The organism is Alloprevotella sp. Lung230, from assembly GCF_014385435.1.
GTDB lineage: Bacteria > Bacteroidota > Bacteroidia > Bacteroidales > Bacteroidaceae > Alloprevotella.
Genome location: NZ_JACSUD010000003.1, coordinates 73,313 through 88,403 on the forward strand (window position 1 = coordinate 73,313; position 15,091 = coordinate 88,403).

12 protein-coding genes are annotated in these 15,091 nt (G+C 58.1%); 3 read left to right on the forward strand and 9 right to left on the reverse strand.

What is annotated here, in order from left to right; translation table 11 throughout:
• Positions 1-114: 114 nt before the first annotated feature.
• From metG to H8527_RS03235, 6 genes are all read right to left on the reverse strand, one after another.
• Complete coding sequence (gene metG / locus H8527_RS03210; protein WP_187545546.1) at positions 115-2,157, reverse strand: methionine--tRNA ligase; 2,043 nt, start codon at positions 2,155-2,157, stop codon at positions 115-117.
• Between the two features lie 178 nt (positions 2,158-2,335).
• Positions 2,336-3,010 carry a peptidase E gene (locus H8527_RS03215; RefSeq protein WP_255498501.1) on the reverse strand — a complete coding sequence of 225 codons (675 nt, stop codon included), beginning with the start codon at positions 3,008-3,010 and terminating at the stop codon, positions 2,336-2,338.
• Positions 3,011-3,181: 171 nt separating this feature from the next.
• Positions 3,182-5,338 carry a GDSL-type esterase/lipase family protein gene (locus H8527_RS03220; RefSeq protein ID WP_370539221.1) on the reverse strand — a complete coding sequence of 719 codons (2,157 nt, stop codon included), beginning with the start codon at positions 5,336-5,338 and terminating at the stop codon, positions 3,182-3,184.
• A 621-nt stretch (positions 5,339-5,959) separates the two neighbouring features.
• Positions 5,960-8,104, reverse strand: a complete 2,145-nt coding sequence (locus H8527_RS03225) for an HD family phosphohydrolase (RefSeq protein ID WP_187545550.1) — start codon at positions 8,102-8,104, stop codon at positions 5,960-5,962.
• Between the two features lie 219 nt (positions 8,105-8,323).
• Entirely contained in the window at positions 8,324-8,593 is a 270-nt protein-coding gene (rpsO, locus tag H8527_RS03230; RefSeq protein ID WP_187545551.1) for a 30S ribosomal protein S15, read from the reverse strand.
• Positions 8,594-8,831: 238 nt separating this feature from the next.
• Positions 8,832-9,479: a DUF4294 domain-containing protein gene (locus H8527_RS03235; RefSeq protein WP_187545553.1), complete on the reverse strand. Its 648-nt coding sequence runs from the start codon at positions 9,477-9,479 to the stop codon at positions 8,832-8,834.
• Between the two features lie 283 nt (positions 9,480-9,762).
• Between H8527_RS03235 and rsfS the strand changes: the two genes are divergently transcribed.
• The 3 genes from rsfS to H8527_RS03250 all read left to right on the forward strand — a co-directional run bounded on the left by rsfS (position 9,763) and on the right by H8527_RS03250 (position 13,155).
• A complete protein-coding gene (gene rsfS, locus H8527_RS03240) occupies positions 9,763-10,116 on the forward strand; it encodes a ribosome silencing factor (protein WP_222935100.1) in 354 nt (117 codons plus the stop codon).
• A 53-nt stretch (positions 10,117-10,169) separates the two neighbouring features.
• Positions 10,170-12,173 carry an ATP-dependent zinc metalloprotease FtsH gene (ftsH, locus tag H8527_RS03245; RefSeq protein WP_187545555.1) on the forward strand — a complete coding sequence of 668 codons (2,004 nt, stop codon included), beginning with the start codon at positions 10,170-10,172 and terminating at the stop codon, positions 12,171-12,173.
• Between the two features lie 142 nt (positions 12,174-12,315).
• The gene (locus H8527_RS03250; protein ID WP_187545556.1) at positions 12,316-13,155 is read left to right on the forward strand and encodes a phosphatidate cytidylyltransferase; all 840 of its coding nucleotides are present in this window, start codon (positions 12,316-12,318) and stop codon (positions 13,153-13,155) included.
• Positions 13,156-13,282: 127 nt separating this feature from the next.
• On the opposite strand, the gene H8527_RS03255 is transcribed toward H8527_RS03250, so the two are convergent.
• The 3 genes from H8527_RS03255 to H8527_RS03265 all read right to left on the reverse strand — a co-directional run bounded on the left by H8527_RS03255 (position 13,283) and on the right by H8527_RS03265 (position 14,827).
• Positions 13,283-13,486 (reverse strand): hypothetical protein, encoded by a 204-nt coding sequence (locus H8527_RS03255; RefSeq protein ID WP_187545679.1) that lies wholly within the window; start codon positions 13,484-13,486, stop codon positions 13,283-13,285.
• 113 nt (positions 13,487-13,599) lie between these two features.
• Entirely contained in the window at positions 13,600-14,052 is a 453-nt protein-coding gene (locus H8527_RS03260) for an HU family DNA-binding protein (protein ID WP_187545558.1), read from the reverse strand.
• Positions 14,053-14,242: 190 nt separating this feature from the next.
• A complete protein-coding gene (locus H8527_RS03265) occupies positions 14,243-14,827 on the reverse strand; it encodes an RNA polymerase sigma factor (RefSeq protein ID WP_187545560.1) in 585 nt (194 codons plus the stop codon).
• Positions 14,828-15,091: the final 264 nt, after the last annotated feature.

The following is a 15,091-nucleotide window of genomic DNA, read 5'->3' on the forward strand; positions in this document are numbered from 1 at the left end:
GAAAAAACTACCTCTGAGGTAGAGGAACGCCCCACGACAGCGCAGTGGCGAAAAGCAAAGGAGTGTCCCATCCGCAGGGGAAGTGCGGAGGGACACTCCTGAGAGGGGGTGGGACTATCCCACTTCCGAACCGGGGAGCACGGCACGATCGGGCGTGATGACCGAAAGGGTACCGTCGGCGTTGAGGGCGGAGAGAATCATACCTTCCGACACCAAGCCGTTCTTGAAGGTGCGGGGCGGGAGGTTGGCGATGAAGCACACCTGACGACCGATGAGCTGTTCGGGTTCGTAGTGCTGGGCGATGCCCGAAACGATGGTGCGGTTTTCCAAGCCGTCGGCAATGTCGAAGCGGAGGAGTTTCTTCATCTTCGGCACCCGTTCGCAATGGCGGATGGTACCGACGCGGATGTCGAGCTTTTCAAACGTGGCGAAGTCGATGTCTTCCTTCACGGGGTTGGCGCGGTGGTTTTCGGCTTCGTTCTGCTTCTTGATGTCGGCCAACTTCTGGAGTTGCGCGGCGATGGCGTCGTCTTCGATTTTCTCAAAGAGGAGTTCGGGTGTCCCCAACTGCGTACCGGCAGCGAGGAGGTCGAGCGCGCCGAGGCGGTCCCATTCGACGGCCGGCATGGCAATCATTTCGCGCAAACGGGCGGAGGAGAAGGGGAGGAAAGGCTCGAACGCGATGGCGAGATTGGCCACGAGTTGGAGCGAGAGGTTGAGGATGGTCTTGACGCGTTCGGGATCGGTCTTGATCACCTTCCATGGTTCGGCATCGGCCAGGTATTTATTTCCGATGCGGGCGAGGTTCATGGCCTCCTTCTGCGCATCGCGGAAGCGGAAGGCTTCGAGCAGGCGTTCCACTTCGGCCTTCACGCCCTTGAACTCCTCGATGGCGGCGAGGTCGCTCTCGGTGAGCGTGCCGGCAGCGGGGACGATGCCGTCGTAGTATTTCTGCGTGAGTTGAAGGGCGCGGTTCACGAAGTTGCCGTAGACGGCCACGAGTTCGTTGTTGTTGCGCGCTTGGAAGTCGGCCCAAGTGAAGTTGTTGTCCTTCGTTTCGGGAGCGTTGGCGGTGAGGACATAGCGCATCACATCCTGTTTGCCGGGGAACTCTTGCAGATATTCGTGGAGCCACACCGCCCAGTTGCGCGAGGTCGAGATTTTGTCGTCCTCCAAGTTGAGAAACTCGTTGCTCGGCACGTTGTCGGGCAGGATGAAGGAGCCTTCGGCCTTGAGCATGGCGGGGAACACGATGCAGTGGAACACGATGTTGTCCTTGCCGATGAAGTGAATGAGGCGCGTATCGTCGGACTTCCACCATTTCTCCCACGAGTCGGGGAGGAGTTCTTTGGTGTTGGAAATGTAGCCGATGGGCGCGTCAAACCAAACGTAGAGCACCTTGCCCTCAGCGCCTTCTACCGGCACGGGAATGCCCCAATCGAGGTCGCGGCTCACGGCACGCGGTTGCAGCCCCATGTCAAACCAACTCTTGCACTGGCCGCTCACGTTGGGGCGCCATTCGGGATGGCTCTCAATCCACGGTTGCAACCACGCTTGGTGCTTGTCGAGGGGGAGATACCAGTGCTTCGTTTTGCGCAACACGGGTTTGCTGCCCGACACCTTCGATTCGGGGTTGATGAGTTCGGTGGGCGAGAGGTCTTTGCCGCATTTTTCGCACTGGTCGCCGTAGGCTTGTGGGTTGTGGCAGTGTGGGCATTCGCCGGTGATGTAGCGGTCGGCGAGGAAGGTTTTGGCCTCCTCGTCATAGTATTGTTCGCTCTCGCGTTCGAGGAATTCGCCCTTGTCGTAGAGCGTGCGGAAGAAGTCCGACGCCACCTGTCGGTGCGTTGCACTGGTGGTGCGGGAGTAGATGTCGAACGAGATGCCGAAGCCCTCGAACGAATCTTTGATGAGGTGGTGGTAGCGGTCCACGACTTCCTGCACCGAGCAGCCCTCTTTGCGGGCACGGATGGTGACAGGCACGCCGTGTTCGTCCGAACCGCAGATGAACAGGACGTCGCGGCGCTTCAGACGCAGATAGCGCACGTAAATATCGGAAGGCACATAGACACCGGCAAGATGCCCGATGTGCACACCGCCGTTGGCATAGGGCAGGGCGGCGGTGACGAGGGTACGATTGAATTTCTTTTCGCTCATAGAATAGGAGAGTTTTTTTTAGACGGCTTTTTATAAACAAAAGAGTTGCTTCTTTGTAACTCTTTGATTATAAATACTTATAAAAAAGTATTGGCACCTGAAACGAAAACGACTGATGTGACAGGAAGATGCATTAAAAAAAATGTAGGACAAGTGCGAATCGGATAAGCAGTGAGACTTATCTTCGACTTTCAACCTTAATTTCTGTGCCGTTCACTGTGATAACCTGTGTGTTGCTTATTGGACAGAGGGTAATCCTTTCCCCATATGCCGCAATGATTTTCTCAACAACCTTCTTGAAAGGGAAATTCGTATGATGAGGCAAAGGATAGAAATCAATAACGTGCAATGCAGAAAAGTCTGGAAGCTCGGGAGCCTTGCTGCAATCATCCATCTCTTTAACATATTCGATATTAGGAGACATAATTACCGAGCCTGCCGACTCCCCGATATACAGTTTCCCTTGCTCTATCTGTTCGACAATGATTTCGTCAGCTCCCGTTTTTTTCAACTCTTGAAGAAGAAAAAACGTATTTCCACCAGTTATGTAGATATAATCGTTCTTTTCCAATTTATCCCGAATTTCCTGCTTGCTCGCCTGTGTCAATTCCAATTCATCTACCGTTAGCCCCATTTTTTCGAGAGCTTTTCTGCCCGAGCTGACGAAGAATTTTACAGATTCTGGGATACTCGCCGTAGGAATAAATGTCACCCTCTTGCCATTCAATTCTTCACCGGAAAAATCGATAAAAAGCTTTGCCACGTCATTAAACGATGATGCCAAGAACAATTTTCTTGTCGGCTTATCATTCTTATTTGCCACTTTTTCCATCGCTGTCTTATTTTCTTCCATTTCTTTTAGGTTTTTGGCATTTACACAGATAGCAAACAACAAGCAAACTATAAATGTAAATAATCTCATTTCTATTCGTTTGATAGAATTAGACTGCAAAATTACGGATTTCCAGCGAGAAAATGCGGTCTTGTGGGATGAAAATGCCGTTTTGCGGCTTTTTGCCGATGGCTAAGGCTTTGCCCCTTCCACGGCGATGCGGAAAGTGGAAGTGGGCAATCCTTCGGCATTGACGAGGTTGGCGCGGGTGAACGGCTGCCAACCGTAGCGCACCCACACCGGACGCTCCACTTCGGGACAGTGCAGCCGCACACGGTCGGCATGGAGGGTGGCGGCAACGGGGTGGAACACCTCGTCGGCACCGGCCACTTCAAACGTGCGCACCGCCTGACCGTCGGACGTGGTGAGGCCGCGGCTCCATTGGAAACTAACCTCCACTTCTGCGCCTTTGTGCAGGGTGGCACGTGGGGCGGAAGGGCCGCAGGGGGTGAGGTGGGCAAATCCGCGCTCGTGGTGCAGCACCAGTCGGGCGAGCCGTTCGCCGATGGGCTGCTTGTGGCGGGGGTGAACGTCGAGTGAATCGCCCACATCGCTACTCACCGCCATATACACCCCTTTCAACGCCTCGGCCATGCGGCGCTGACTCTCGCGAAACCATGGCCACGAGGGGCGGTTGATGCTGGAGAGCTGCACCGTGTAGAACGGCAGATCGGGTTCGCCCAAGTAGGTGCGCCACGAACGGAGGAGGAGGGGGAAAAGGCGCTCGTGGATTTCCATGTTTTCCGCGTTCGACTCGCCTTGATACCACAGCACTCCATCGACCGCGCAGCCTTTGAGCGGACGGATGCCGGCATCGAAGAGGTAGGTGGGCTGATAGGGATGGCGCTGGAGTTTGTCGGTGGCGCGGGCTATGTTTTTCCGCATCCGCTCCACCACCCATGGCATCACCATCACGTTGTGGCCGAAGCGGTCGTTGAGGAGTTCGGGAAATTCGTCCTCGAGCGTGCGGCGGTCGATCCACGACTCGGTCGTGCTGCCGCCCACGGCATTGACGATGAGGCCGACCGGCACTTTCAGACTGTCGCGCAGCATGCGGGCAAAGTGGTAGGCCACGGCCGACACGTTACCCACATTCTCGCGCGTGGCCGTCTGCCAACCGTCGTTGCGCAGGTAGAGCAGGCGGTTCACAGAGTCGAGTGCCGTGCTGTCCCATTCGCTGTTGTCGGTGTCCCATCGGGGGAGGAGGTTGAGCAGGCGCAGGTCGGCATCGTCGGCCGCGGCCAAAGCGCGCTCTGCCCCCACGGCATTGCGCAGGGGAAAGGCCATGTTGCTCTGACCCGAACAGAGCCACACCTCGCCGGCCGCGATGTTGCGCAGGCGGAGCGTTTGTCGGCCGCTGCTCACGCTGAGGTTGTAGTTCGTACCGGCCGCCACGGGGGCAAACGTCACCTGCCAACGGCCGTCGGCATCGGCCGTGGTCTTGTGCTTTTGGCCGGCAAATTCGGCCATGACCACCGCACCGGCATCGGCACGTCCGTTGACGGTGAAGGGCTGGTGGCGACGGATCACCATGTTGTCCGAAAAGCCCGCCGGCAGTTGGAGTCCGCCGTGGTCGCCGGTGAGGGCGGCATAGACCACATCGGCCAGCAATGCCGCTCCCGCCTTGTCGGGGTGGAGGCCGTCGGGCAGCATTTCGGGGTGGGGCAGGAGGGGTTCGTAGAAGTCGATGAGGTGGGCGCCGGTGGCCGCCGCCACACGTTCGATGGCGCGCTGAATGAGTTTGTGCCAATCGCGCGTTCCGGCCAAAAATCGGTGGTGACGGTGGGAGATGGGCGACATCCGCGCGAGGAAGAAGCGCGCCTTGGGGTTGGCGGCGCGGAAGGAGTCGACCAGCGCGATGTAGTCCTTCGTGAAATCATCGCGGAAGAAAGGCCAGTTGCGTGGATCGGTGTCGTTGATACCGAGGTGAATCATCACGATGTCGGGACGGAAATCGAGCGCATTTCGGTAGACTTCCTGCGCGATGTAAGGGCGGTGTCCGCGACGCAGCAGGGTCGTGCCGGAGTGGCCGAAGTTGCGCACGTCATAGCCCTTGCCGAGGCGTTCCTGCAAGCGTGCAGGGTAGCATTCGGTGTCGCGGTGGGTGAGGCCGTAGCCGTAGGTGATGCTGTTGCCCACGCAGGCCACGCGGAGGGGCGTTTCGCTTTTCGGAGCGGTGCGTCGTGTGCTGAAAGGGCCTGCCGCAGCGCTCATGACGAAAGTCAAGGCGAGGAGCACGAGCGTCAGTGTGCCGCGGTGTCGAGACAGGGTAGGGTGTTTTTCTTCCATAGTGTGCGTTTTTTTTATGGAGGTGGCTCAATGAGATCTTGGAGGAGAAGTGCGTCCTGACGAAGGCGGAACGTAGCGAAATGTCCTACCTCCCTCTTCTCCGAGGATTTGCAATTCTTGGACAAAGGTAAGTAACATTGCCCAAATCGACAAGCGTTGGGGGAAGAAAAAAGAAGTTGAAGGGCATCGGTTCTTCAAAATCGGGCATCGCTGTCTCAATGCGCCGACGGCTCAATCGGGCTGACCTCCAGTCAGCATCCTCTCCGGCGGCATCCACCCCACGAGGACGTGGGGTTATGCAAAGATGTCGCTTTCAGCGACCTGCCGCACCCGAACACAACTCTCGGTTTCACTTGGCTTTGGCTCGCGATGTTGCTGAAGGCGACACCTTCGCATAACCTCGGGTTCTCCCGAGGCGGGCAGAGCATAGAGGAAAGCTGACTGAAAGCCGGCCCGACAGCCTCATAGATCGTTGTTGTTCTCCGTGAAATAGGTGTCAAAATCCAAGTTAAGCAAAAAAAACTACCTCAGACGTGGTTTTTCCTGCGTCTGAGGTAGTTTGTTTTATCTCTGAGGTAGATTTTTCTATCTCTGAGGGGAGAGGATAGGTGCTTTTTCTGCTCACTTTTTCCACCGCCAGGTGTTGCTGCCGAAGAGGTGGGGGCGCTGGGGCGCGGTGCGGTCGTCGTCGGCCTTGACGGGCTGGTTGAGGGTGGGGTAGGCGATGCGGGTGTGGTAGATGGTCTTGAGGCTTTCGGCAAAGACGCGTTTGGCATCGGAGATGTCGCGGAAGGTGATGGGGCACTCGCGGAAATAGCCGCTCTCCACCTGGCTGTCGACGATGCGGTTCACCAGTTCGGTGATGGCCTCGTCGGAGTATTCCTTGAGGCTGCGGGAGGAGGCTTCGATGGCATCGGCCATCATGAGGATGGCCTGCTCGCGGGTGTAGGGGTTGCGGCCGGGATAGGTGAAGGCTTTCGGGTCGACCTTGTCGGCGCCATATTTGTTGCAAGCCTGGATGTAGAAGTATTTCACCATCGACGACCCGTGGTGGGTGACGATAAACTCGCGGAGGAGCTTGGGGATGCCGTGCTTTTCGGCCAGGCGGACACCCTCGGTGACGTGGGAGATGATGATCTCGGCCGACCGCTCCTCGGTGAGCTGGTCGTGGGGGTTGATGCCGCCCTGATTTTCGGTGAAATAGGCCGGATTGAGCATTTTTCCGATGTCGTGGTAGAGGGCGGCGGTGCGGACGAGCTGCACGTTGGCACCGATTTTTGCTGCCACTTCGGCCGCCAGACTGCCCACCTGCTGGGAGTGGACGTAGGTGCCGTTGGCCTCGCGGGCCATGCGGCGGATGAGGGGGGTGTTGGTGTTGTTCATCTCGATGAGGGTGACGCTCGAGGTGAACCCGAAGAGGCGCTCGATGAGATAGAGCAGGGGATAGGTGAAGAGGAGGGCAACGCCGTTGATGCCGATGTACCAATACCACGAGCGGTCGATGTCGGTGAGGGTGGTGCCTTGGGCGAGGTCCTGGCAGAGACCGAACGCCCACGTGCAGAGGGTGACGATGAGGGCCGTGCGCATCAGTTGGGAACGCTCGGTGAGGTCGCGGATGGTGAAGAGGGTGACCAGTCCGCTCACGAGCTGGGTGAGGAAGAAGAGGTAGTTGCTGTGGAGAGGGATGGCGGCGAGGCACACCATGAGGATGTGGACGAGGAAGGCCGTGCGCGTGTCCATAAACACGCGGATGACGAAGGGCACCATCGCAAAGGGGATGATGTAGACGGAGAAGAACTTGTAGGTCACCAGCAGCGAGGTGAGCACGGGGAAGAGGGTGACCAGACTGAAGATGAGATAGAGGCTGTGGGGAGAGGTGTAGAGGTCGCGGCGGAAGAGGTAGAGGAAGATGAGCAGGAGGGTGAGAAAACCGCCGACGAGGCCGACCTGTCCGCCCACCACACCGATGAGGCTGCGGCCGTCGTTCTTGCGGTGCTCGCTGTAGCGGCGGAGGGACTCGAGGATGGAGTACTGCCGCGGACTGACGCGCTCGCCGCGGTCGATGATGCGCTCGCCGGCCAGTACCATGCCGGTGCTGGTCGATACGGTCGCGAGGGCTTCTTCGCGCCCTTCGTGGGTGCGCAGGCTGTCGTAGACGAGGTTGGGGACGAGGTATTTGTGGAGGTTGAGGCGCGACATGATTTCGCGCGAGAATTGCTCTTGGTGCATGGCATACTCATAGGCCGTGCGGGGGGAGAAGAGGGCCGAGAGGGGGCGGGCGGTGGCCGAAGTGCCGCTCACCACGCGGATGCCTTTGAGATTTTGTGCCGAGAGGTGGTTGAACTCTTCGGAGTCGACCATGCCGCTGCCGTAGATGTTGCTGAGCATGTTGAGGGCGTGCTGCACATAGGTGAGGGGGACGCCGTTGAAGGCACCGCGGGCATAGTCGCTCTTGAAGTTCTTGATTTGCTGCTGCCCCACCTGTTCGCGCGCGTTGAAGTAGGGGTGGAACTCTTGGAGCACGCTGTCGCGCTCGACTTTGAGCTGGTCGGGCGTCTTGTCGATGGGAAATTCGAAGGTGGCGATGAGGGGCGGATAGCTCCAGGGTTGCCCAATCTCGTAGGAGTAGCCGAATTTGGCTTCGCGAGGCAGGGCGAGGACGATGCAGGCGAGGCTCAGCACGAAGCAGATGCCCACGGTGAGCCAAAGGTGGAGGTTGCGGTTGAGCTTCATAGGGAGGAAGTTGGGGGTGAGGGAGCGCTGCATCGGCCGTGGGCGCGTGCCGGGCGCGACACACGGTCGAAAAGGAGGCTCTTGTGCGCAAAATTACGGATTTCTTTCGAGAACGACAAGGTGGTGGGGCGGCATTTTGTGCCGACGACGGGGCGTGCGTCCTTGTGGATGAATGCAAAAAAAGACTCCACACGTCGTCACGACGTATGGAGTCTTGATTTCCTTTTTGTTGTAATGAAAAAAAGATTTTGCTTACTTACGCAGGCCGAGTGCTTTCACGATGGCACGATAGCGCTCGATGTCGCGATCCTTCAAGTAGTTGAGGAGGGCGCGGCGCTTACCTACGAGTTTCACGAGAGAGCGTTCGGTCGTATGATCTTTACGGTTTGCTCTCATGTGTTCCGTCAAGTGGGAAATACGGTATGAAAACAAGGCCACCTGGCTCTCAGCGGAACCGGTATCCGTGTTAGACTTTCCGTACTGTCCAAAGATCTCTGTCTTCTTAGCTGAATCTAAGTACATGTTGATGATGGGTGAATAATGAAAAATAGAAATGATGCTCGCTTCGTGCGGCGGACAGGATAGCCCACGCGCACAAGGCTTAGCGTGTGCAAAATTACGAACTCTCCTTGGACTGGCCAAGCTTTTGTGCTGAAAATGTGCATTTTCCGCCGGCAGGTACGAATTTCGATGTGAATTTGGGCGTGAACGTTTGGAGAGAGCGAGACGATGTCCTAAGGTCGGTCGTTGCGCAGCGCGGTCAAATTTGTCCGCTTTCCACCATGCGCACCACGCGCTCGGTGTAGCGGTCGTCGCCCTCGGGGTCGTAGTGCTTGGTGAGGCTCTGCCCGAAGAGGAAGGCGAGGCCTTGGTAGACGTTGGCGTTGAAGGTGCCGATGAAGGCTTTGGCGATGTTGTAGCCCGTCATGTTGCACTCGCGGTCGATGAGCTTGATGAGCAACCGCCCTTGGGAACGCGACATCTTCTTGAGCACGGGGGTGTATTCGCGGCGCAGCCCTTCCTCCATGGCGTTGATGTGGGCCTGCCGCGCCTTTTTGTCGGGGAGGGTGGCGAGGTAGTCGTAGGTTTCGATCACCGTGATTCTCACCATCTTAGCCAGCGGAAGGAGTTTTTTGACATTGGCCACGAGGCGCAGGTAGCGCGTGCGGTCGCCCTCGTTGCGAAATTCCATTTGGGGATATTTGTAGAGCGTGGGCATGATGATGTGGGGGATGCTGTCGCCTTTGTAGAGCGCTTTGCCCACCTGGATGTCGACCGCCAGCGCGGGACCCACCTCGCCGGGCTTCACCGGTGGCAGGTCGCCGGTCTCCGACTGTGCCGCACCCTTCTGAGGCAACAGAGCGAGCAGCAGGAGGAAAAGAAAACGGAAATGAGAACGAATGAGCATATTCATAATCTGGGAGTGGATTGACGCGGCAAAGGTACAAAAACTTCTGCCGAAACGCTCGCTTGCTTCACTTAAAATGTTGCAAATAATTCCAATCGCGTTTCTTGGCACAATTGTTGCAATGACGGAAGAGGAAGGCCGAGGGGGAACCAAAAAAGCCTGCACCCCCCTTCGGCATCCCAAATAAAAATCGTACCTTTGCCCACGCTGTCTGCACGCCTGTGCTGCCGGCATTCTTCTCGCGCAATCCCCCACGCGATTTCCTATGCAATCCTCCATTTTTATGACCAAAGACTTAATAGACATCATCATCGACGGCATCCAAGAGAAAAAAGGCCGCGAAATCGTGGTGGCCGACCTCACCGGCATCACCACCGCCCCCACCGACGCTTTTGTCATCTGCACCGGCGGTTCGCCCTCGCAGGTGGACAGCATCGTCGACAGTATCGAAAACTTTGCCCGCACCCATCTGGGCGAGCGCCCTTCGGCCATCGCCGGACGCGCCAACAACACGTGGGTGGCGATGGACTTTGGCAGCGTCATGGTGCACATCTTCGTGCCCGACGAGCGCGCCTTCTACGACTTGGAGCACCTCTGGGAAGATGCCGCCATCACCCAAATCCCCGACCTCGACTAAGCTAAACCCAAGGGGCGCAATCCCTCTGCGCTCCCTCATGCACTCCCCATATCATGTCTGCAAACTCTCAAAAACAGCCCCCTAAAGACCCTAAAATGCCGAAGTTCAACCTCAACTGGCTCTACATCATCGTGATTGGCGCCTTGGCGGTGATGCTCTGGCAGGGCAACGAACATCCGGGCAGCTACGAAAAAGACATCAGCTACTCGGAGATAAAATCCTACATCGCCCGCGGCTACACTCACGAGGTGGTGGTCAACAAGACCGATGGCAAGGTGAGCATCGTGGTGCTCCCTGCCAAGGTGCGCGAAGTGTTCCACCAAGGCGTCAGCGAGGTGGGCAAGCGCCCCACCGTCACTGCCCGCTATCCCAGTGCCGACAAGGTCGAGGACTACCTCACGGGCATCGGCTACAAAGGCAAAGTGACCTACGAAGAAAGTCGCTCCATCCTCCTCAACATCCTCACCAGCATCTTCCCCATCCTGCTGCTCGTGGGCTTCTGGTACTTCATGCTGCGCCGCATGGGCAATACCGGCGGCGGCATCTTCAGCGTGGGCAAGAGCAAAGCCAAAGAGTACAACAAAGAGAACGGCGGCATCAACGTGACCTTCAAAGATGTGGCCGGCCAAGAAGGGGCGAAACAGGAAATCCAAGAAATCGTGGAATTTCTGAAGAACCCCAAGAAATACACCGACTTGGGCGGAAAAATTCCCAAGGGCGCGCTTCTCGTAGGCCCTCCCGGAACGGGAAAAACCCTGCTCGCCAAAGCCGTGGCCGGTGAGGCGGGTGTGCCCTTCTTCTCGATGTCGGGTTCCGACTTCGTGGAAATGTTTGTCGGTGTCGGCGCGAGTCGTGTGCGCGACCTTTTCCAGAAGGCCAAAGAGAAAGCCCCCTCCATCGTTTTCATCGACGAAATCGACGCCGTGGGACGTGCACGCTCCAAAGGCGTGGGCTTCGGCGGCAACGACGAACGCGAAAACACCCTCAACCAGTTGCTCACCGAAATGGACGGCTTCGGCACCAACACCGGAGTGATTATTCTGGCCGCCACCAACCGCGTCGATGTGCTCGACCAAGCGCTGCTGCGTGCCGGACGTTTCGACCGACAAATCCACGTTGATTTGCCCGACCTGCCCGAACGTGTGGCCATTTTCAAAGTACACCTCGCACCGCTCAAACTTCAAGACGGGCTCGACATCGAACTGCTGGCACGTCAGACTCCCGGATTTTCCGGTGCCGACATCGCCAACGTCTGCAACGAAGCGGCACTCATCGCTGCCCGCCACGACCGCGAGTCGGTCACGAAACAAGACTTCCTCGACGCTGTCGATCGCATCATCGGCGGTTTGGAGAAGAAGACGCGCGTCATGACACAGGAGGAAAAACGCTCCATTGCCGTCCACGAAGCCGGACACGCTTCGGTATCGTGGCTTTTGGAATACGCCAACCCGCTGGTGAAGGTGACCATCGTGCCTCGCGGACAGAGTCTTGGCGCGGCTTGGTATCTGCCCGAAGAGCGCACCATCATCACCCGCGAACAGATGCTCGATGAGATGTGTGCCACTTTGGCAGGTCGTGCTGCCGAAGAGGTGGTACTCGGCCGCATTTCCAGCGGTGCCCTCAACGACCTCGAGCGCGTCACTCAGCGCGCCTACGGCATGGTGGCCTTCCTCGGCATGAGCGAACGGATGCCTAACCTCTCCTACTACAACCCGCAGGAAACCTTCCAGAAGCCCTACTCCGACGAGACGGCGCGCATCATCGACCAAGAGGTGCAGAAGCTCATTGATGAGCAGTATGCCCGCGCCAAGCGCATCCTCACCGAAAATGCCGACAAACACAAGGCGCTGGCCGACTTGCTTTGCGAACACGAAGTGATTTTTGCCGCCGATGTGGAGAATATCTTTGGCGCACGTCCTTGGAAGAGTCGTGCCGACATCATCCTCGAAGAGCAACCCCTGCCGGCCGAAATTCCTGCTGCCGAGGGTGAAACCTCGGTGCCCTCGACCGACGACAATCCTGACATCGCGGCCCATCTGCCCCACACGGCAGAATAGCCCTGCCGCCCCGGCCCATCATTACCGTTGCGCGTCCTCCCGGCGTGTGGCGGTAATGTTGTATCTGTCTCACATCAGTTTTTTCTGAGATGACCGTGCGTTTTTTTGCACGTTTTTCCGACACATCATTTCCCCAATCCTCATGAACAATATGCTCATCCGCGCCCTCACCGGGGTGCTCTACATCGCCCTCCTCGTGGGCGGGATGTTGGGCGGGTCCATCACCTTTGCCCTCCTCGTTGCCGCCATTGCCGCCCTCTCCGTGTGGGAGTTCACCGGCCTGATCAACCGCCACGTCGGTGCATCGGTCAATCAGCTCATCGCCACCGCCTGCTCCCTCGCCTTTGTGTTTGCCCTCTGGCAGTGCTGTACCCTCGCCCCGTCCTACCAGTTTTTCCTCCCCTTCGTGGGCACGGTGCTCTACCTCCTCATCAGCGAACTCTATCGACGGGACACCAATCCTTTGAAAAACTGGGCCTTTGCCTTTGCTGCCCAGCTCTACATCACCCTTCCGCTCTCGCTCATCTTCTTCCTGGCCTATCGCTACGATGCGCTCTCCAACAGTCTCCCCTATTCGTGGGTGTTGCCGCTGAGCGTGTTCATCTTCCTTTGGACGAGCGACACCGGTGCCTACCTCTGCGGCAGTCTGCTCGGTCGCCGCTTCCCCGCCCGCCTCTTTGAGCGCATTTCGCCCAAAAAGTCGTGGGTCGGCTCCATCGGTGGCGGCCTGCTCTGCCTGCTCGCCGGTGTGGTGCTCTGGTGGGCCTTCCCCATCCTCCTGCTCTGGCAGTGGCTCGGCTTAGGGCTGGTGGTGTGCGTCTTCGGCACGTGGGGCGACCTCGTGGAAAGTCTTTTCAAACGCCAACTCGGCATCAAGGATTCGGGGCGCATCCTCCCCGGCCACGGCGGTATGCTCGACCGCTTCGACTCCGCCCTCCTCGCCATCCCAGCCGCCGTCTTCTACCTCCAACTGGTGGGATAAGCCGCGGGAGCGCATTTTGTTTCCGACATCTGCGTCCCTTTCCTCACCATTCCACACCTCATTGTCCCACCGATGCACGGCACATCGGTGGGACAATTATTTTTGGGGTGGAAGACCGAGAAAAAGGCTAATCGCCCTTTGCCAGTCGCTCGCCCCAACGGCGCACGTAGACCGTCACGCCCATCACCGAACCGGCATAAATGAGGCACTGCGCAAAGAGCCACAGCACACTCTCGTCCACCTGCCCCGTAGGCGCCACCCAAAAGCCGAGCATCGCCAGCAGCACCCCGAAGGTCAGCATCGCCACGGCCGTCAATTCTTGAAGTTTCATCAGCAAAAAAAGTAGATTAAAGAGTTTAGAATAGTTAGAATAGAAAGCGTAGAAAAGAAAAAAATAGCGAGGCGATGCCCACAAGACACCGCCCCGCCAAGACCGAAAGTCCCTTATGCCCCGGGCACAGGAGCGGGCGTCACACCGCCGGCAGGCTTGGCCGCCTTCTTGTCCGTCTCCTCACCTTGGCGCACAAACTTCACCGCCTTGCTCTTCACGCTGAGCGCACGGCGGATGCGGGGCGAGGGCGTAAACACCACGTGGGTCGAGAGGATGTGTTCCGCCTGCACGTCCTCGGCCTTGTCCTTGCCCTTCGTGCGGAGCGAAACGCGGAACGAACCGAAATCGCCCAGACGCACGCTCCAGCCCTCTTGCAGGCAGTCGATGAGTTCCACTTCGAGGGCATCGAGCACCGCCTTCACGTCGGCCGAAGCCAGGGTGCAGCGCTTCTCGATGCGCTCGATGATTTTGGTCTTGTCCACGGGCTGTGGGCTCACGAGGGCAGGATAGAACTTCTTGGTCTTGTTGATGGGGTTCTTGCGCGTCACAACTTTGTATTGCATCATAATGGTAAAAGTGTTTAGGTAAAAATGTTTAGAATGTGATACTACTATTTTTTTTCGTAAGCCTTCCGTCTTCGGTACATCGGTGGGCCCGTCCGATGATCGCCTTGTGGCGAAAGCCTTACATTTATATATAGACATCTCGACCTCCAAAACAGCCACACGACCCCGACTTTAACACGGATTTAACATTTCAGGGCGCGTCTGCCGCCTGCGCACTCCAATTTCGCTCAGACCGCCTCCCTTCGGCTTCGCGCAGGGCGGTGCGGAGCATGGCTTTGGCGCGGCGCACCACGTGGGCCACGGCTTCGGGCGAAAGTCCCACGGTGGGAGCAATCTCGGCATAACTCTCGCCATCAATGCGGCGGAGGAGCATCTCCCGATAGTGGGGCGCGAGGCCCATCACGGCACGCACGAGGCGCTGGTCGCGATAGGTGTCGAGGGCCGTCACCGAGCCGGGGTCGGCCGGGGTGTGGCCGAGGTTGTCGCCGGTGCTCTCGTCCGTCGGCGGTGTGCAGTCGTCGAGGTCGAGTTCCGACTCCCAGGGAGCGGTGCGGCGGGCACTGAGGCGCGCGAGGCGGTGGCGCACCACGGCATCGACCCACGGGAGGAGGGGTTCGTCCCTCCGCCAGTGGTGGAGGTTGACAAAAAGGGCGATGAGCACGGCTTGCAGGTCATCGTCGCGATGGCCGTGCCCATGGCCGTAGCGCGCCACGAGGGTTTTGATGCGCGGCAGGATGGGCAGAATGTGTTGGTCAAACAGTTGTTGGTTGGTCATGGGAAAGGAGGGTAAAAGGTTTAGAGGTTGATTGAAAAAGAAAGGGCGGTCGCAGCATATACATCGTAAACTGATACCGGTGCGTAAGCGCATCGGGACGCCCATTGGGTAGGGTTGGACTCCACCCGATATTCGCCCCCGTTGGGGACGCACCGCCGGGCTGTCGACTTACCGTAGGTTCATCGGGCTTCGCCCTCTTCACCTACGGCTATTGAAAGAAGCCCCCTTCGGGGACGGACGTTGCACAACACACTTCACACAACA

What these genes read in the sequence shown, in the direction of transcription:
- rsfS (WP_222935100.1), top strand. Translation starts at nt 9,763, where the DNA reads ATGACCAAAGACTTAATAGACATCATCATCGACGGCATCCAAGAGAAA.
- H8527_RS03235 (WP_187545553.1), bottom strand. Translation starts at nt 9,479, where the DNA reads ATGCTCATTCGTTCTCATTTCCGTTTTCTTTTCCTCCTGCTGCTCGCT.
- H8527_RS03260 (WP_187545558.1), bottom strand. Translation starts at nt 14,052, where the DNA reads ATGATGCAATACAAAGTTGTGACGCGCAAGAACCCCATCAACAAGACC.
- H8527_RS03265 (WP_187545560.1), bottom strand. Translation starts at nt 14,827, where the DNA reads ATGACCAACCAACAACTGTTTGACCAACACATTCTGCCCATCCTGCCG.
- H8527_RS03215 (WP_255498501.1), bottom strand. Translation starts at nt 3,010, where the DNA reads ATGGAAGAAAATAAGACAGCGATGGAAAAAGTGGCAAATAAGAATGAT.
- ftsH (WP_187545555.1), top strand. Translation starts at nt 10,170, where the DNA reads ATGTCTGCAAACTCTCAAAAACAGCCCCCTAAAGACCCTAAAATGCCG.
- H8527_RS03250 (WP_187545556.1), top strand. Translation starts at nt 12,316, where the DNA reads ATGAACAATATGCTCATCCGCGCCCTCACCGGGGTGCTCTACATCGCC.
- H8527_RS03225 (WP_187545550.1), bottom strand. Translation starts at nt 8,104, where the DNA reads ATGCAGCGCTCCCTCACCCCCAACTTCCTCCCTATGAAGCTCAACCGC.
- H8527_RS03220 (WP_370539221.1), bottom strand. Translation starts at nt 5,338, where the DNA reads ATGGAAGAAAAACACCCTACCCTGTCTCGACACCGCGGCACACTGACG.
- metG (WP_187545546.1), bottom strand. Translation starts at nt 2,157, where the DNA reads ATGAGCGAAAAGAAATTCAATCGTACCCTCGTCACCGCCGCCCTGCCC.
- H8527_RS03255 (WP_187545679.1), bottom strand. Translation starts at nt 13,486, where the DNA reads ATGAAACTTCAAGAATTGACGGCCGTGGCGATGCTGACCTTCGGGGTG.
- rpsO (WP_187545551.1), bottom strand. Translation starts at nt 8,593, where the DNA reads ATGTACTTAGATTCAGCTAAGAAGACAGAGATCTTTGGACAGTACGGA.